Below are 17,908 nucleotides of genomic sequence, written 5' to 3' on the forward strand. Positions count from 1 at the left end.
ATTCGCTTCCTTACTGATCAGCGTCGGGCTGAGCAGCGCTGTCCTGTTGCTCGGCGACATTGCCGGCCGGCTTGACTGTTACCGGAGCTCCCGGGCGGATGTATTGCAGGCCTTCGGTAATCAGTTGATCCCCCTCGCCCAGGCCCGATGCGATCAGCCAGCGATTGCCCACTGTGCGATCGGTCACCACCTCGCGCTGCTCGACCTTGCCCTCGGCATTGACCACCATCGCAACGGCAGTGCCGCGCGGTGTGCGCGTAATACCCTGCTGCGGCGCCAGAATCGCATCACTCTTGGCGCCAGCAACCAGGTTCGCGTGCACAAACATGCCAGGCAGCAGCAGTCGATCGGGGTTGGGGAATACCGCGCGCAGGATGACCGAACCGGTGCCTTCGTCAACACTGACCTCGGAAAACTCCAGCTTGCCCTCCTGGGCGTAGCGACTGCCGTCTTCAAGTGTCAGCGTCACGGTGGCAGCATTGTCGCCTGCGCGCTGCAGACGACCGGCCTCCAGATCACGACGCAGATCCAGCATCTCGCGCGAAGACTGGGTAATGTCCACATAAATGGGATCAAGCTGCTGGATGGTTGCCAGTGGCTGGGCCTGGCCACTGGTGACCAGCGCCCCCTCGCTGACCGCTGAGCGGCCGATCCGACCGTCAATGGGTGCCAGCACGCGGGTGTACCGCACATTGATACGCGCCTCATCGAGCGCAGCCTGGGCCTGCAGGCTGGCAGCCCGGGCTTCGTCGAACGCCTGCTGACTGACCGCATTCTCCTTCACCAGAATGCCGTAGCGCTCGGCCAGAGAACGGGTCGAGATACTGCTTGCCTCGGCACTCTTCAGCGCGGCCTGATAAACATCGTCGTCGATCTGATAAAGCTGCTGGCCGGCCTTGACTTCAGCGCCTTCATCAAACAGACGTTTCTCCAGGATGCCGTTCACCTGAGGACGCACTTCAGCAACCCGATATGCAGTGGTTCGACCGGGAAGAGTATTGGTCAACAGGAAGCGTTCGGCCTTGAGCGTGACCACGCCAACCTCTGGCACCTGCTGTTGTTGCTGCTGCCCGCCCTGTTGTTCGGCGTCCTGGCAGGCGCTGATCAGCAACAGGGATGCAAGAAGCGGGAAGAGAGCAGCGCGCGCTGGCTTCATCGGCATGGTGAATCCTCGTGAAAAACCGTTATGTCTGATTAGGCGCATGCCCCTTGGGTCCCGTTAGGGGCATCACTGATTGGCGCACAATATACTTACATTCACACCTGTCTGTAAATTGTTTTGGTCTTACGATAACATTCGCTCACAACTTGGCCACCATGGCCCCCGCTCCCTGTTTTCCGCTCGAGACTTGCATGGCCAGACGCACAAAAGAAGAAGCCTTTGAAACCCGCGAAAGCATCCTCGACGCCGCCGAGCAGTGCTTCCACAAAAAAGGTGTTTCACGCACCTCCCTGAGTGATATCGCCCAAGCAGCCGGCGTGACCCGGGGAGCGATCTATTGGCATTTCCAGGATAAGGCAGACCTGCTGGAGGCCCTGTTCCAGCGCATTCAGCTGCCACTGGCATCGCTCAACCAGGCAGCCCGAGATGCCAGCGCCCCGAATCCGCTGGAGCGCTTTCGCGAGCTCCTGGTGACCGTGCTCAAGCGCCTGGAGTCAGACCCGTCATCGCGCCGGGTGAACGAGATCCTGTTACTCAAATGCGACTACATCGACGAGCCCTGCACGCAGAAAAAGCACCTGCAGACCATGAACCGGCACCATGATGACAACCTGCGCACATCCCTGATGCTGGCCATTGCCAGCGGCGAACTACCCGCTGACCTGGATATCGATATGGCCCTGTTCTGTGCTCACTCGTTCATTTACGGTGTACTGCATCAATGGCTGATGCAGCCGCAGCAGCTCAGCCTGGTAGAGCGGGCAGATGACATTGCTGCCACGCTGCTGGACATGCTGCGCAACAGCCCGCATCTGCGCAGCCGCAGCGTCTAGCTCTCAGCCGCCGCGCGCATCCCCGCGCAATGGTCCTGCTCAGGCAATCCCGGAGCCAGCCAGACGAAATCAGCCTGCTCCGGGCCGGGCAATGGGCTACCCGCTTCCGATAGCAACACGACCACAGGCGCAGCCCCCCATTGGCCATCCCAATGCAGCGGAACGCCGAGGTCACGGCGCCCGTGATACGCCCCGGCAATCAGCAGCGCTGGCGCCGGGGCTGTCGCCAATGCCTGCCCCATGCGCAGATCGCGCGCTTGCTGAATGTGCAGCATGGGAGCAACCTGCGACGCCTCAATAAGGTCACAGTGACTGGCAATAATGATGCGCTCCAGCTTGGCGCGGGCGGAGGCAGGGTAGCCAGACACATCGGAGGACGGATCGCGATAGAACGCCATCAGCTCGTCACGATCCAGATTCGCCGTCAGCAGCCGTTGCGGCACAGCCAGCCCCCAACGCACCAGCGGGCCATACAACGCCCAATCCCAACCCGGCTGCCACTGCAGCTCTTCAGCCAGCATCGGGTCAGCCGGCAGCGGCTTACCCTGCAAGGCGTCGACCTGCGGCTGCTGGCTGGATTGCAGCATTTCCATCACCAGTGCACCCTGTGGCCGCTGCGCCTGCAGCTGTTCCAGCAACCAGAGCTGAAGCCGGTGATGATCAGGATGATCATGTCGCTCGCCGAGAATGACACGCGGCTCATCCAGCAACGCGTCGACCAACTGCTGCGGCTCAAGCCAGCGCTGGGCATGGGTGTCCCACACCTGCCCCAGATGCGGATCATCAAGGCCATCGGTTGCCTGCCAGGCAGGCAGCGGCGCAGCCAGCGCCAAGGCCGCCCCGAAAAGACCGGCGATCAGAATCAGTACGTTCATTGCCACCTCACAGAATAACCAGCGGGCAGTCGTGCTGCGGATGCCGCTGAACCTGCACCGCAACGCCGAACACCCTCTCAATATGGTCGGCCTGCAACACCTGCCAGGGCGTACCCAATGCATCCAGCCTGCCCTCGTGCAGCAGCAGAACACGATCGGCAAAGGCCGCAGCCAGATTCAGATCGTGCAGCACGACCAGTACACTCAATCCCCGGGACGCCATCGCACGGGCCTGCTGCATGATCAGTCGCTGATGCGCCAGGTCAAGCGAGGCGGTTGGCTCATCCAGCAGCAGACAGCCACCCTCGCCAACCTCCCAGACCTGCGCCAGCACGCGGGCCAGATGAACCCGCTGACGCTCACCGCCAGATAGCGTCAGATAGCTGCGCTGCGACAGGTGAGTCACATCGGCTGCCGCCATCGCATCGGCACAAATAGCCAGGTCCTGCTGCAACCCGGTGGCGTGCGGCATACGGCCCAGCGCCACGACCTCCTCCACGCGAAACGGAAAGGCCAGCTCCGATTGCTGAGGCAATACGGCCAGCCGGCGAGCCCGCTCACCTGCCGTCCACTCATCAAGGTTCCTACCTGCCAACTGCACTCGCCCGGTATCTACCACAAGCTCGCCACACAGCGCCGCGAGCAAGGTACTTTTGCCGGCGCCGTTGGTGCCCAGCACCGCGATGACCTCCCCTGCGTGCAGATCGAATGTCAGGTCGCGCAGTACCTGTCGCCCACCGCGACTGCAACCCAGCTGTTCGACACTGAGCATCAGAAACCACCCTGGCGACGCACGCGCATCAGCAGCGACAAAAAGAACGGCGCCCCCAGCAGCGCGGTAATGATCCCCAGGGGCAGTTCCGCCGGCGCGAGGAGCAATCGAGCAGTCACATCCGACAGCAGCAGCAATGCCGCCCCCAGCAGCATCGAGGCCGGCAGCAGCCAACGATGATCCGGCCCCAGCACCAGCCTGACCAGATGGGGCACCACCAGCCCGACAAAGCCAATCAGTCCGCAGGCGGCCACACAGGCGCCCACACCCAACGCCGTCAACAGCACCAGTTCACGCTTGACCCGCTCGACTTCAACGCCGAGATGGCGCGCCTCCGACTCACCCAGCAGCAGGGCGTTCAATGCTGGCGCCAGCCGGGGCAGGCGCCACCAGATGGGCAGGCAGCACAGCAACAGCAGCCCGACTCTCGGATAGTCGGCAGCGGCCAAACTGCCCATATTCCAGAACGTCAGCGTGCGCAGCATGCCATCATCAGCCAGGTAGCTGAGCAAGCCAACCAGTGCGCCACTGATGGCTGTGATGGCGATACCCGCCAGCAACATGCTGGCTACCGAGGTGCCCTGCACCGACTGGCCGAGACGGTAGACCAGTGCCGTGCATGCGAGTCCGCCAACAAACGCCCCGGGCACCGTCAGATAGGGCTGCCAGTCGGCACCGAGCGGGCCAACCAGCAACGAACCCAGCACGATTACCAGTGCCGCGCCGAGCGCCGCACCACTGGAGATACCAATCAGGCCGGGATCGGCCAGCGGATTGCGAAACAGCCCCTGCATGGCCGCACCGGTGAGCGCCAGGGTGGCGCCGGCAACCACGCCCATCAGCATGCGCGGCAGGCGAATCTGTTCGATGATCAGTTGCTGATCGGCCGGCACTGCGCTGTCGGCAAAGCGCCAGAACAGCGCACGCAGCGTGTCGGACGGCGCAATACTGATCGGGCCGAGCGCCAGCGACAGCAGACAGGCAACCAGCAGAAACGCCAGCAGCCCCATCATTACCAGCCTTTTGTAGCGCGGCTGCAGCACCATGTCGTATTCCTGTTACCGATCGGTGGCGCGGACGCCAACCTTGAAAGGACTGCCAGCATACCGGGGGACGCTGTCAGCGTCATGACCACGACTGGCTTTGTAACGAGCATCGCAGGATAATCCGCCCCATGTCAGACCACGACTTTCTGCCCAAGCCTCTGTGTCGCCTTGATGACCTGCCCCTGCGCGGCAGCAAGGGCGTTCTCTATCAGGGGCAATCACTGTTCCTGGTGCGCCAGGGTGAGCACATCTATCTCTACGAAAACCGCTGCCCGCATCGCGGTATCAGCCTGGAATGGGTACCCGACCAGTTCCTCGACAGCTCCGGAAGACTGATCCAGTGTGCCACTCATGGCGCCCTGTTCCTGCCGGAAAACGGTGAATGCGTTGCCGGCCCCTGCATTGGACAGTCACTGCGCCAGCTGCGCTGCCATGTCAGCAACGGGCACGTCTGGCTGGACGACGAACAGCCGTCATAACACGACCGGCAACGCCCCACGTACCTGCATTCCATTCGGCTGCGGCCAGACCGACCAGGCCAGCACCTCTACCCCGGCTGCCGCTGCCTCGCGCAACAACCGCCCATACTCCGCATCGATCTCGTCCGCCGGCCGAACCTGCTCGATGCCCGAATGCATCACGCAGAACAGCAGACAGGCACGGCGTCCGCCCTGCACCACCTCGATCAGTTCGCGCAGATGCTTCTGACCCCGGGCACTGACCGCATCCGGAAACGCCCCCACACCCTCCCCCAGAGCCAGGGTTACGCTTTTCACCTCAACCACACACTCCGCCCGGCCGCCGCCGGAGAGCAGAAAGTCAAAGCGGCTTGAGCCCTCGGGCAGCCGCACCTCGGCGCGCACCTCCGGATAGCCGGCCAGGGGCGTGATCAGCTCCTGCTGCAGCGCCTGAGCAACCACTCGGTTGGCCCGCGCACTGTGGATGCACGCCACCTGGCCAGCGCCGATCTCGACCAGCTCCCAGGTACCCGGCAGCTTGCGCCCGGGTTTGTAATCCAGACTCACCCAGACCCGGTCGCCGGGCTGACCGCAGTTGCGCATCGAACCGGTGTTGGGGCAATGCACCGTGATTTCCTGGCCGTCCGGCAGCCGAATATCGGCCAGAAAGCGCTTGTAACGGCGCAATAGCGTCGCCTCGCGCAGCGGTGTTTCAAACGGAATCAGCACTCGGGCGACCAACTGTTCAGCGCCCGCGAAAGTCGCTCAACCGCTTGCTCCAGGCGCTCCAGCGAGGTGGTGTAGGCCAGCCTGAGATGCTGCGCGGCACGGTGATGACCGAAATCCAGCCCTGGCGTCAGCGCGACGAACTCGCGCTCGATGACATGCTGGCAGAATCCGGCACTGTCACCCCCCAGCCGCTGCATGTCGGCATACAGATAGAAGGCACCCTGCGGGGTAACCGGTACTTTGAAGCCGAGGTCGCGAACGGCCGGCAGCAGAAAGTCACGGCGCACCTGAAAGGCACGACGGCGAATCTCGCAGATTTCCCGACTTTCCTCGCCAAAGGCCGCAAGGGCCGCCTGCTGCGCCATATGCGGCGCGCAGATATAGAGATTCTGCGCCAGCTTTTCCAGCTCAGGCACCGCCGCCTCGGGCGCGACCAGCCAGCCAAGGCGCCAGCCGGTCATGCCGAAATACTTGGAGAAGCTGTTGAGCACAAAGGCATCATCAGCCACCTCCAGCACCGACGACGCATCCATCCCGTAGGTCAGTCCGTGGTAAATCTCGTCGACAATAAGCTCACCACCAAGACGCCGGCAGGTCGCCGATAGCGCAGTCAGCTCCTCGCGTGACAGCAGGGTGCCGGTCGGATTGGCCGGCGACGCCGCCAGCACGGCGACGCAATCGGCATCCCAGTGCTGCTCGACCAGCTCGGGCGTCAGTTGATAGTTGGTTTCCGGACCGGTCGGCACCAGCACCGCGCGCCCCTCGACCAGTCGCAGAAAATGCCGATTGCAGGGGTAGGCCGGATCGGCCATCAGCACCTTGCGGCCGGGCTCGACCAGCAACGCGCTGACCAGCAGTAGTGCCGCCGATCCACCAGGCGTAACCACGATCCGGGCGGGGTCTACGTCCAACCCGTGACGCTGACGGTAGAGGCCCGCAATGGCCTCGCGCAGCGCCGGCAACCCAAGTGCCGGCGTATATCCGGTACAACCATCAGCCAGCGCCTGCTGACCGGCACGAACAATGGGTTCAGGGGTAGTGAAATCGGGCTCGCCAATTTCCATATGAATGACATCACGCCCATGGGCCTCAAGCGCACGGGCGCGTGCCAAAACGGCCATGACGTGAAACGGTTGAATTTCCTGAACCCGTCCGGCCCAGCGCTGCTGCGACATAGAAACATCCCGAGATGGCGACAAAAACGCCGATGATACCCTGTCAGAGCCTGACTGGCAGCGGCTTGCAGGCCTGCGTCCGCCTTCTGGCGGCAAACAGTAGCGCAGGCCATCAGCTTCTGGTAGCTTTGCCCGCTTGCAGGCTTTAGGCCGAAGCACGTCAGGTTGAGTGGGTGAGACCTGAAACAGGAAGATAGAGCAACAAGTGAGGGGTCCTCATGCCCAGCAATGCCAAGCAGAAAACATCAATGTTGATCCGTGGCTTCGTCCCCTATCAGGAAAAGAAGGGTGAGGAGTACATGAACGAGCAACAGCTCGCGCATTTCGCCAACATTCTCAACACCTGGAAACAGGAACTGATGGAAGAAGTCGATCGTACCGTGCATCACATGCAGGACGAGGCGGCCAACTTCCCCGATCCCGCCGACAGGGCCAGTCAGGAAGAGGAATTCAGCCTGGAACTGCGGACCCGTGATCGCGAGCGTAAGCTGATCAAGAAGATCGACCAGACCCTGCAGCGCATCGAAGAAGATGACTACGGTTTCTGTGACTCCTGTGGTGTCGAAATCGGCATTCGTCGTCTTGAGGCCCGCCCCACAGCGACGCTGTGCATCGACTGCAAGACCCTGGCCGAAATCAAGGAAAAGCAGGTCGGCAGCTGAGTCGACCCGCCGCATTGCAGGCTGCCCGGCAGCCTGCAATTGCCTTACCCCGCATGACCTCTCCCTACATCGGGCGCTTCGCCCCAACCCCCAGCGGCCTCTTGCACTTCGGCTCTCTGGTCGCGGCACTGGCCAGCTACCTCGATGCCCGTCACGCCGGCGGTCAATGGCTGATTCGCATCGAAGATCTCGATCAGGCGCGCAGCCAGCCCGACGCCGAAACCCAGATACTGCAGGCACTTGACGATTTTGGCCTGGAGCACGACGGGCAGATAGTGCGTCAGAGCGAGCGGCTGGACCTGTATCGCGCACAGATCGAGCGCTGGCTGGATGACGGGCTGGCGTACTACTGCGACTGCCCGCGTAAAACGCTGCTGCAGCACGGCACGGTCTATCCCGGCACCTGCGCCGGGCGCCGGCTGCAGGCAGCTGCTGATCACGCGGTACGGGTACGGGTCAACGATACCCCGATAACCTGTATCGACCGTCTTCAGCCACCGCTGACACAGAATCTGGCCAGCGAACTCGGCGATTTCATTATCCGCCGGCGCGACGGGGTATACGCCTACCAACTGGCCGTCGTGCTGGACGACATTGATCAGGGTGTAACAGATGTCGTGCGTGGCGCCGACCTGCTGGATTCAACACCGCGACAGATCTGGCTGTATCAGCTGCTCGGTCAGACGCCACCACGCTATCTGCACGTACCACTGATCATGCGCCCCGACGGCGAGAAGCTGAGCAAGCGACTGGGCTCGGCCCCGCTGCAGCGCACGCAAGCGCCAGCTACGCTCTGGCGGGCCCTGCGCGCCCTGGCCCAGCCGGTACCCGAGACACTGCGCGGCGCCCCCGTCGCCGAGCTGCTGCAGTGGGGCATCGCCCACTGGCAACCCGGCCGCTTGCCCGCCACAAAACACATCCTTGAGGCCAGCCTGCCGAGTTGATTGCTTGGCAAGCCGTGGCGCGCTGATTACCATCACCGACTGAACCGCGACGCCCCTCCTTCGGGCGGTTGCCCCAACCGACGGATACCCATGTATATCTACCGACTGGTACTGCTGCTGGTCATCGGCATCTACCTGTTCTCGCCGGCCATCATGGACTGGTGGATAGAACCGCAGGGTGCCTGGTACCGACCCTATGTGCTGTGGCTGATCCTGATCGTCGCCGGCATGCTGCTACAGAGTCCCCGAGATGCCGATGAGCTTTGATCTCAGCCAGTTGCTGTTGATCAGCATTGGCTACCTGATCGTCCTGTTTGGCGTGGCCTGGGCCACCGAAAACGGTCGCGTGCCGCGCGCCGTGCTGCGTCATCCCGCGGTCTACACCCTGTCACTGGGGGTCTACGCCAGCGCCTGGGCGTTCTACGGAACAGTAGGACTGGCCTATCAGTATGGTTACGGTTTTCTAACCTACTACCTCGGTGTCTGCGGCGCCTTTCTGCTGGCACCGGTGCTGCTCAACCCGATCCTGAGGATTACCCGCACCTACCAGTTGTCTTCACTGGCCGACCTGTTTGCCTTCCGCTTTCGCAGCACCTGGGCAGGGACCCTGACCACCATATTCATGCTGGTTGGCGTACTGCCGTTGCTGGCACTGCAAATACAGGCGGTGGCCGACTCGGTGCAGATCCTGACTCAGGAATCTGGCCAGGGGTCGGTTGCACTCGGGTTCTGCGTGCTGATCATCCTGTTCGCCATTCTGTTCGGAGCCCGCCATATCTCGGCACGCGAGAAACACGAAGGGCTGGTCATGGCGATTGCCTTCGAGTCACTGGTCAAACTGGTCGCTATCGGCGCCATCGGTTTGTATGCGCTCTATGTTGTATTCGACGGTCCGCAGGGACTGCAGCTCTGGCTGGATACCAATCAGGAGGCCCTCAGCACGCTGCATACACCGTTGCAGGAAGGTCCCTGGCGTACCCTGCTGCTGGTGTTCTTCTCGGCGGCATTCGTCATGCCGCACATGTATCACATGGCCTTTACCGAGAACCTCAATCCGCGCGCCCTCAGCACCGCCAGCTGGGGTCTACCCCTATTCCTGCTGCTGATGAGCCTGGCAGTCCCGCCGATCCTCTGGGCAGGCCTGCATCTGGGTGTACGCACCAATCCGGAATACTTCTCGCTGGGCCTGGGCGTGGCCGGTGGTTCCGAGTGGCTCTCGCTGCTGGCCTTCGTCGGCGGCCTGTCGGCGGCCAGCGGCCTGATCATCGTCATCACCCTGGCACTGTCGGGCATGGTGCTCAATCATCTGGTGCTGCCGCTCTACCAGCCCAGCGCCGACAACAACATCTACCGCTGGCTGCTGTGGACCCGCCGCACGCTGATTGCCGCCATCATCATGGCCGGCTACGGCTTCTACCGCCTGCTCGGCGCCGAACAGGACCTGGCCAACCTCGGCATTGCCTCGTTTGTCGCCACCGTACAGTTTCTGCCGGGCACCCTGTCAGTGCTGTACTGGCCACAAGCCAACCGCCGCGGGTTCATCGGCGGCGTCGTTGCCGGCATGCTGGTGTGGGCGGTCACCCTGCTGCTGCCACTGGTCACCGAACTGCCCGGCATCACCCTGTTCGGGATGACGATGGCGTTCAATGCCGACACCTGGCACCTGGCCGCAATCTCCTCGCTGGCTGTCAACGTCGTGGTGCTGGCGCTCGTCTCGCTATTTACCCAACGCTCGGTTGAGGAGCAGAGTGCTGCCGAGGCCTGCTCGGTCGACAACGTCAGTCGCCCCCAGCGGATGCAGCTGATGGCGTCCTCGCCGCAGGAGTTTGCCCAGCAACTGGCCAAGCCGCTCGGCAACAAGACCGCCCAGCACGAGGTCGAACAGGCGCTGCGGGACCTCAAGCTGCCGTTCGACGAGCGCCGCCCCTATGCCCTGCGCCGCCTGCGCGACCGGCTGGAAGCCAACCTGTCGGGCCTGATGGGGCCGTCGGTGGCCCAGGACATCATCGAAACCTTCCTGCCGTTCAAGATGGGCCGCGACGGCTATATGACCGAGGACATCCATTTCATCGAAAACCGGCTGGAGGACTACCACAGCCGCCTGACCGGCCTGGCCGCCGAACTCGACGCCCTGCGACGCTATCACCGCCAGACACTGCAGCACCTGCCGATGGGTGTCTGCTCGCTGGCCCAGGACAATGAAATCCTGATGTGGAACCACGCCATGCAGGCGCTGACCGGCATCGACGCCGACAGCGTCATCGGCTCGCGGCTGAGCAGCCTGCCCGGCCCCTGGCGAGACCTGTTCGAGCGATTCGTCGAAGACCAGGCCTCGCACCTGTACAAGCAGAAACTGGCGGTCAATGGCCATACCCAGTGGCTCAGCCTGCACAAGGCTGCGATCGACGAGCCCGGCTATGTTGGCGGTAGCGGCCTGGTACTGCTGGTCGAGGACCAGACCGAAACCCAGATGCTGGAAGAGGAGCTGATGCATTCCGAGCGCCTGGCCTCAATCGGTCGTCTGGCTGCCGGCGTTGCCCACGAAATCGGCAATCCGATCACCGGCATCGCCTGTCTGGCGCAAAACCTGCGCGACGAATCGGAACAACCGGAATCACGCGAAGCCGCCGAGCAGATCCTCGACCAGACTCGCCGGGTCTCCCGGATCGTGCAGTCACTGGTCAACTTCGCCCACGTTGGCAGCCGCCACCAGAACCCCAACGAGCCGGTCGATCTGGCGGCCTGCACCAACGAGGCGATTCACCTGCTGTCGCTCAACCGCAGGGGGCCGGAGGTCAAGTATGTTAACCTGTGCCGACCCGAACACATGGTAGCCGGTGACGCCCAGCGCCTGGTTCAGGTCCTTATCAACCTGCTGGGTAACGCACGGGACGCCAGCACTGATGGCGACAGCATCACCATCGCCACCCAGGAAAACGAACACCAGGTACTGCTGCAAGTAGAGGATCAGGGCAGCGGCATCGACAAGGACATCATGGATCGGCTGTTCGAGCCGTTCTTCACCACCAAGGACCCAGGGACAGGTACCGGGCTCGGATTGGCACTGGTCTACTCCATTGTCGAAGAGCATTATGGCCAGATAACCATCGACAGCCCGGTCGACCAGACAACCCGGCGCGGCACTCGCTTCACCATTACCCTGCCGCGCTATAGCATGAGCGGTAACGGCGCCCCTGCCTGATGCTGTAACAGGCGCCGTCACCTGTGAGGTAACTATGTCAGACATTCTGGTTGTTGAAGACGAAGCCATCATCCGTACGGCATTGAAACGGTTGCTGGAGCGCCACCACTACCAGGTAGAGGAGGCCGGCTCGGTCAGCGAGGCCGTCGAGCGACACGATCTCGAGCGCTTCAAGCTGATCATCAGCGACCTGCGCCTGCCGGGCGAGCCCGGCACCGAACTCATCCGCCGTGCGCCGAACACGCCCGTGCTGATCATGACCAGCTACGCCAGCCTGCGCTCGGCGGTCGACTCGATGAAGCTCGGCGCTGTCGACTACATCGCCAAGCCGTTCGACCATGACGAAATGGTTGAAACCGTGCAGCGCATTATTGCCGCCGGCGACCAGCGCAAGCAGCAGAGCGGCGCGACTCCTACGCCAGAGCCGGCGCCCAAGTCCACCACGGCCAGCACCGATGGTGGTGGCCAGGATATGGGTATCATCGGCGCCTGTGACGCCATGCAGACTCTTTTCAAGCGCATTCGCAAGGTCGCGCCAACCGACTCGACCGTACTGATTCAGGGCGAGTCCGGTACCGGCAAGGAGCTGGTTGCCCGGGCCATGCATGAACAATCCCAGCGCGCCAAGGCACCGCTGATTTCAGTCAACTGCGCTGCCATTCCGGAAACCCTGATCGAGTCTGAACTGTTCGGCCATGAGAAGGGTTCCTTTACCGGTGCTACCAGCAACCGTACCGGCCTGGTCGAGGCGGCCGACGGCGGCACCCTGTTCCTTGACGAGATTGGCGAGTTGCCGCTGGAGGCTCAGGCGCGATTACTGCGGGTGCTGCAGGAAGGAGAGATTCGCAGGGTCGGCTCGGTGCAGTCGCACAAGGTCGATGTGCGTCTGGTGGCCGCCACCCACCGCGACCTCAAGACCATGGCGCGACAAGGTCTGTTCCGTGAGGACCTGTATTACCGCCTGAACGTGATCGAGTTGCGCCTGCCGCCACTGCGCGAGCGCGGCCGGGACGTGATGCTGATCGCCGAGGCGCTACTGCAGCGCGCGGCACGCAACATGAATATGGAAGGCCTGCACTTCAGCAGGGACGCAGAGCGCGCAATCCTCGCCTACAGCTGGCCGGGCAACGTGCGCGAGCTGGAGAACGCAATCGAACGTTCGGCCATTCTCTGTGATCACGAGGAAATTACTGCCGACCTGCTGGGCATTGAGCTGGATGCCGAGATCGAGCGTGCTTCCGAGGCCGCCAACGCCCTGCAAACCATGCAGAACGAAGTAACCCCCGGGCAGGAACCGGCCGAAGACCTGTCACTGGAAGACTACTTCCAGCACTTTGTACTGGAGCATCAGGACCACATGACCGAAACCCAGCTGGCACACAAGCTCGGCATCAGCCGCAAGTGTCTGTGGGAGCGTCGGCAGCGCCTGGGTATTCCGCGCAAGAAAACCGCCAGCACCTGATTTGCCCTCCCTGCAAGGCTGCCGGCAACGTGCAGCCTTCCCCTCTGGCTCTATCCAACCCTGCTCAGGGCCGTCCTTAGCCCGCCAATGTGTTACCTGTTACCGGGAAAGTTCCCGCAAAACTGTTACCGCACCCCCACACAGAGGTAACACTTTAGTCCAATTGGAGGTAACACCTTGGGGGTAACACAGGGTAGGGAAAGACAGGAAAATCACAAGTCACTGATTTTAAACGAATTTAAAAAGTTGGCACGCGGAATGCTTTATATCTGGCACAACAACAACAATAAAAACCAAAACGCATAACAAAAATAACATTCGACTCCACACACAATAAAAACAAGACGTGAGAGGCGCAGCAAACTGATTTTTTTGGAGAATAACAGTCGATTTGCGAACAGGATGTTCGGTTGGACAGAGAAGAATAAAAGTTGCTCAAGCAACCCACCGTCCAAAGCCAGCAGCAGGCCACTTCGAACCTAAGCTTCCAAAGCAATCCGTTTGTTTGGGACAACCCGAGATGGGTCAGTCGCAAAGCGGTGACTACCGCTTCAAACAAACAAGAAGAACAGCTCTGATAAAAACAATAATAAAAAACCATTAGGGGGAGTTAACCACTCCCCTTGAGCTTTCCCCCCTCCTGATTCTCCGTTGCCCATCCCCCTGATTTCTTACCTTTCCCGACAATTCAGGCTAGAATGCACGTCAATCGCGGCCAACAGGCTGCATGCGCGTCCGGCCCAACCGCCTGTTGCGCGACCCATTCACCAGCGCTACCGTGCAGGTCAACAGGCAGAGCGACCGCTCACGCTGATCGGCAGCCGGAACAACCAGCCCCTATGATTCGAAAGCTGTTGCAGAAAATACCCTCTCCCTTCGGCCACCCTCAGCGCCGCCGAACTACGCCGAGCATTATCCCCGCCAGCCAGCATTCGCTACGCCGTGAGCGCCTGAGCAGGCACGCGGTCAGCGTGGTTGAACGGCTGCAGCAGGCAGGCTATCAGGCCTTTCTGGTGGGTGGCTGTGTGCGTGACCTGCTGCTCGATATCACCCCGAAGGACTTTGACGTCGCCACCAGCGCCACTCCCGAGCAGGTCCGCGCAACGTTCCGCAACGCGCGCCTGATTGGCCGTCGCTTCAAGCTGGTCCACGTGCATTTCGGGCGGGAAATCATTGAAGTCGCGACCTTCCGCGCCAATCACGAAGCCGAAGCATCGGAGGAGCAGTCCCGCCAGAGCGAATCGGGCCGACTGTTGCGCGACAACGTGTACGGTACCTTCGAACAGGACGCCCAACGCCGCGACTTCACGATCAACGCGCTCTACTTCGACGTGACCAGCGGCCAGATCCACGACTTTGCCAACGGCGTGCATGATATTCGCAACCGCCTGATCCGTCTTATCGGTCAACCGGAACAGCGCTACCAGGAAGACCCGGTGCGCATGCTGCGCGCCGTACGCTTTGCGGCCAAGCTGAACTTCGATATCGAGCAACATACCGCAGCGCCCATCGAATCGATGGCACCACTGCTGCACGACATTCCTGCAGCACGCCTGTTCGATGAAAGTCTAAAGCTGCTGATGAGCGGCCAGGGCCTGGCAACCTTTGACCTGCTGTATCAATACGATCTGGTAGCGCCGCTGTTTCCGGATACCGACGACGCTATCCTTGAACGCCCTGACTACACCCTGCAGCTGGTTCGCCAGGCGCTGCGCAACACCGACGAGCGCATCGCCCAGGACAAACCGGTTACCCCTGCGTTCCTGTTTGCAGCCCTGCTCTGGCCCGCGCTGCCCGGGCGGGTGAAGTATCTGGAGGAGCAGGGTATCCCGGCGATACCCGCCTATCAGCAGGCCGCCCACGAGCTGCTCGCCGAGCAATGCCGCCATACCGCGATTCCGAAGCGCTTCAGCATTCCCATGCGGGAAATCTGGGACATGCAGCCACGCCTGGAGCGCCGCAGCGGACGCAGGGCAGACCAGATGCTGGAGCATCCGCGCTTCCGGGCGGCCTACGACTTCCTGCTGCTGCGCGAAGCTGCCGGCGAGGAAACCGATGGCCTTGGTCAATGGTGGACACAATACCAGGACGCCAACCCCGATCAGCGCCGGCAGATGATTCGCGAGCTGGGTGACGGCAGCAAAAGCAGCGCCAAACGCGCTCGCTCGCGTCCGCGCAGAAACAAGCCGCGCAAGCCGCAGAGCAACTGATGCCGCGCAGCTATATTGCCCTGGGCAGCAACCAGGGCGACCCGGTTCAGCAGGTCCAGACCGCCTGCGGCGCGCTGCGCGAGCTGCCCCGCAGCCAGCTTGTAGCCTGCTCATCGCTATACCGCAGCGCGCCCATGGGGCCGCAGGACCAGCCAAGCTACATCAACGCGGTGCTGGCGCTGGATACCGAGCTTGAGCCAGCGGCACTACTCGACAACCTGCAACGCATCGAGCTGGAGCACGGCCGGGTACGCAAGGCCGAGCGCTGGGGCCCCCGCACCCTGGACCTGGATATCCTGCTGTACGGTGACCAACTCATCCGCACCGAGCGTCTGCAGATTCCGCACTATCACATGCATGCCCGCGCCTTCGTCCTCTACCCCCTGGCCGAGATAGCGCCCGCGCTGAAAATGCCTGACGGCACAGCGCTGGAAACGCTGCTGCAGAACTGCCCCCGCGGTGATCTGCAGGCATTGCCGTTTTTTATACAACAGCCTGGTGCGCAAACGGACTTGACACCCCCGGGCTGACACGTAGGATGCGATTCCGGTGACCAGCCAAGTGTTACCGAAATCCTGCCCGGCCAAGGCTATACTCTCGCCAGGACACCCGGCGCGAGAGCCAACCCCAACGGTGCCGAAGCGCCAAGTAACAGCCACACACTGGAATCAGTCATGCCTGACGTTACTCTGACCACGCTGAACAAACTCAAGCAAAGCGGCGAAAAGATCGTTTGTCTGACAGCCTACGACGCGACCTTCGCCCATGTCGAAAGTGAAGCCGGCGTCGAAGTCATCCTGATCGGCGACTCGCTGGGCATGGTCCTGCAGGGACACGACAGTACCCTGCCGGTCAGCGTCGCCGACATGGCGTACCACACCGCAGCCGTCAAGCGCGGCAACAAGGGTGCGCTGATCATGGCCGACCTGCCCTTCATGGCGTACGCCACCCTCGACCAGGCCCTGGCCAACAGCGCAGCGCTCATGCGCGCAGGCGCACACATGGTCAAGCTGGAGGGCGGTCGCTGGCTGGCAGACAGCATCACAGTACTGAGCCGCAACGGTATTCCGGTCTGCGCACACATGGGCCTGACGCCACAGACAGTCAACGTACTGGGCGGCTTCAAGGTTCAGGGTCGCGACGAAGCGCAGGCCCGCGCCATGGTCGAAGACGCCAAGGCGCTGGAAGCGGCCGGTGCAGCCATGCTGCTGCTCGAGTGCGTGCCGCCGGCGCTGGCCAACGCGATTACTGCTGCGGTCAGTGTTCCGGTTATTGGCATCGGTGCCGGCAGTGGCACCGATGGCCAGGTACTGGTGGTCCACGACATGCTCGGACTGTCGCTCAGCGGACGCATGCCGCGCTTCGTGAAAAACTTCATGGCTGGTCAGCCCGACATCCCGTCGGCCATCCGCGCCTACGTCGAAGCAGTCAAGAAGGTCGAATTCCCAGCAGCCGAACACGAGTTCTGAGCCCATGAACACCCTGCATACCATTGCGCAAGTGCGCGCTGCGGTTAGTCGTGCCCGCCAGGAAGGCAAGCGAATCGGAATGGTTCCCACCATGGGTAACCTGCACGCTGGCCACATTGCGCTGGTCGAGAAGGCGCTGCAGCGCACCGACTACGTGGTCGTCAGCATTTTCGTCAACCCGATGCAGTTCGGGCCCGGTGAAGACCTGGACAGCTATCCACGGACCCTGGCCGAAGATCAGAAAAAACTGCTGGAGGTCGGAGCCCATCTGGTATTCGCCCCCAGCGCGAGCGAGATGTACCCCGAGGGCATGGACGGCCACACCCGGGTGAGCGTGCCGGTGGTTTCGGAAGGATTATGCGGAGCCAGCCGCCCAGGCCACTTCGAGGGTGTGGCGACCGTTGTCAGCAAGCTGCTGAACATCGTCGGCCCCGATGTCGCCGTGTTTGGTCAGAAGGACTACCAGCAGCTCGCGGTCATTCGCAAGATGGCGCAGGACCTCTGTCTGCCGGTGAAGATCATGGGGCATCCGACCATACGTGCCGAGGACGGCCTGGCGCTGTCCTCGCGCAATGGCTACCTGACCGCAGAGCAGCGCGCCGTTGCGCCGCTGCTGCAGCGGACCCTGCAGCAGATTGCAGCGCAGGTGACCTCGGGGCGTACCGACTATGCGCAGATCATCAACGAGGCCAGTCAGCAGCTGAGTGCCGCCGGCATGCGCCCGGACTATCTGGACCTGCGAGATGCCAGCAACCTGTCACCGGTAACCGATCAGACCCGCGATCTGGTGGTGCTGGCCGCCGCCTACCTCGGCACCACACGCCTGATCGACAACCTCGAATTCAGCCGCTCCTGAGCGGCTGTCCCCTCTCTTTTGCGGGCCCATGGCCCGCCGATTTGACGCCCGCC

At 62.3% G+C, this 17,908-nt stretch carries 17 protein-coding genes; 11 read left to right on the forward strand and 6 right to left on the reverse strand.

From position 1 onward, the window contains the following. Positions 1 to 10 precede the first annotated feature (10 nt). Positions 11 to 1,162 (reverse strand): efflux RND transporter periplasmic adaptor subunit, encoded by a 1,152-nt coding sequence (locus ACZ5WQ_RS11165; protein WP_088276433.1) that lies wholly within the window; start codon positions 1,160 to 1,162, stop codon positions 11 to 13. 191 nt (positions 1,163 to 1,353) lie between these two features. Between ACZ5WQ_RS11165 and ACZ5WQ_RS11170 the strand changes: the two genes are divergently transcribed. After that, positions 1,354 to 1,995, forward strand: a complete 642-nt coding sequence (locus ACZ5WQ_RS11170; RefSeq protein WP_228246887.1) for a TetR family transcriptional regulator — start codon at positions 1,354 to 1,356, stop codon at positions 1,993 to 1,995. Here the strand turns inward: ACZ5WQ_RS11170 and ACZ5WQ_RS11175 are convergent. Genes ACZ5WQ_RS11175 through ACZ5WQ_RS11185 form a run of 3 tightly spaced genes read right to left on the reverse strand, consistent with a single transcriptional unit; the run spans position 1,992 to position 4,655 of the window. Next, complete coding sequence (locus tag ACZ5WQ_RS11175; protein WP_464382324.1) at positions 1,992 to 2,870, reverse strand: ChaN family lipoprotein; 879 nt, start codon at positions 2,868 to 2,870, stop codon at positions 1,992 to 1,994. The genes ACZ5WQ_RS11170 and ACZ5WQ_RS11175 overlap by 4 nt on opposite strands. Positions 2,871 to 2,877: 7 nt before the next feature. Next, positions 2,878 to 3,642: a heme ABC transporter ATP-binding protein gene (locus ACZ5WQ_RS11180; protein ID WP_464382325.1), complete on the reverse strand. Its 765-nt coding sequence runs from the start codon at positions 3,640 to 3,642 to the stop codon at positions 2,878 to 2,880. Beyond that, entirely contained in the window at positions 3,642 to 4,655 is a 1,014-nt protein-coding gene (locus ACZ5WQ_RS11185; RefSeq protein ID WP_464383646.1) for a FecCD family ABC transporter permease, read from the reverse strand. Before ACZ5WQ_RS11185 ends, ACZ5WQ_RS11180 begins: the two co-directional genes overlap by 1 nt. Before the next feature lie 161 nt (positions 4,656 to 4,816). Between ACZ5WQ_RS11185 and ACZ5WQ_RS11190 the strand changes: the two genes are divergently transcribed. Beyond that, entirely contained in the window at positions 4,817 to 5,167 is a 351-nt protein-coding gene (locus tag ACZ5WQ_RS11190) for a Rieske (2Fe-2S) protein (RefSeq protein WP_228246883.1), read from the forward strand. Here the strand turns inward: ACZ5WQ_RS11190 and sfsA are convergent. After that, positions 5,162 to 5,869 carry a DNA/RNA nuclease SfsA gene (sfsA, locus tag ACZ5WQ_RS11195; RefSeq protein WP_464383647.1) on the reverse strand — a complete coding sequence of 236 codons (708 nt, stop codon included), beginning with the start codon at positions 5,867 to 5,869 and terminating at the stop codon, positions 5,162 to 5,164. The two genes, ACZ5WQ_RS11190 and sfsA, sit on opposite strands and share 6 nt — an antisense overlap. Continuing rightward, the gene (locus ACZ5WQ_RS11200) at positions 5,869 to 7,050 is read right to left on the reverse strand and encodes a pyridoxal phosphate-dependent aminotransferase (RefSeq protein WP_464382326.1); all 1,182 of its coding nucleotides are present in this window, start codon (positions 7,048 to 7,050) and stop codon (positions 5,869 to 5,871) included. Before ACZ5WQ_RS11200 ends, sfsA begins: the two co-directional genes overlap by 1 nt. Positions 7,051 to 7,268: 218 nt before the next feature. On the opposite strand from ACZ5WQ_RS11200, the gene dksA reads away from it, so the two are divergent. The 9 genes from dksA to panC all read left to right on the forward strand — a co-directional run bounded on the left by dksA (position 7,269) and on the right by panC (position 17,855). Continuing rightward, positions 7,269 to 7,712, forward strand: coding sequence for an RNA polymerase-binding protein DksA (dksA, locus tag ACZ5WQ_RS11205; RefSeq protein ID WP_088276424.1), 444 nt, complete (start codon positions 7,269 to 7,271; stop codon positions 7,710 to 7,712). Between the two features lie 53 nt (positions 7,713 to 7,765). Beyond that, a complete protein-coding gene (gluQRS, locus tag ACZ5WQ_RS11210) occupies positions 7,766 to 8,656 on the forward strand; it encodes a tRNA glutamyl-Q(34) synthetase GluQRS (RefSeq protein ID WP_464382327.1) in 891 nt (296 codons plus the stop codon). Positions 8,657 to 8,746: 90 nt separating this feature from the next. After that, positions 8,747 to 8,923 (forward strand): hypothetical protein, encoded by a 177-nt coding sequence (locus ACZ5WQ_RS11215; protein ID WP_088276423.1) that lies wholly within the window; start codon positions 8,747 to 8,749, stop codon positions 8,921 to 8,923. Further along, complete coding sequence (locus tag ACZ5WQ_RS11220) at positions 8,907 to 11,858, forward strand: sensor histidine kinase (RefSeq protein WP_233048360.1); 2,952 nt, start codon at positions 8,907 to 8,909, stop codon at positions 11,856 to 11,858. The genes ACZ5WQ_RS11215 and ACZ5WQ_RS11220 overlap by 17 nt, the downstream gene beginning before the upstream one ends. A gap of 34 nt (positions 11,859 to 11,892) precedes the next feature. After that, entirely contained in the window at positions 11,893 to 13,320 is a 1,428-nt protein-coding gene (locus ACZ5WQ_RS11225; RefSeq protein ID WP_464382328.1) for a sigma-54-dependent transcriptional regulator, read from the forward strand. Between the two features lie 839 nt (positions 13,321 to 14,159). Next, the gene (locus tag ACZ5WQ_RS11230; RefSeq protein ID WP_233048361.1) at positions 14,160 to 15,530 is read left to right on the forward strand and encodes a polynucleotide adenylyltransferase PcnB; all 1,371 of its coding nucleotides are present in this window, start codon (positions 14,160 to 14,162) and stop codon (positions 15,528 to 15,530) included. Beyond that, the gene (gene folK / locus ACZ5WQ_RS11235) at positions 15,530 to 16,060 is read left to right on the forward strand and encodes a 2-amino-4-hydroxy-6-hydroxymethyldihydropteridine diphosphokinase (RefSeq protein WP_233048362.1); all 531 of its coding nucleotides are present in this window, start codon (positions 15,530 to 15,532) and stop codon (positions 16,058 to 16,060) included. The genes ACZ5WQ_RS11230 and folK overlap by 1 nt, the downstream gene beginning before the upstream one ends. Positions 16,061 to 16,204: 144 nt before the next feature. Next, positions 16,205 to 16,999: a 3-methyl-2-oxobutanoate hydroxymethyltransferase gene (gene panB / locus ACZ5WQ_RS11240; protein ID WP_088276417.1), complete on the forward strand. Its 795-nt coding sequence runs from the start codon at positions 16,205 to 16,207 to the stop codon at positions 16,997 to 16,999. 4 nt (positions 17,000 to 17,003) lie between these two features. Next, positions 17,004 to 17,855 carry a pantoate--beta-alanine ligase gene (gene panC / locus ACZ5WQ_RS11245; RefSeq protein WP_228246875.1) on the forward strand — a complete coding sequence of 284 codons (852 nt, stop codon included), beginning with the start codon at positions 17,004 to 17,006 and terminating at the stop codon, positions 17,853 to 17,855. Positions 17,856 to 17,908 lie beyond the last annotated feature (53 nt).

Source organism: Halopseudomonas sp. T1L2, from assembly GCF_055397385.1.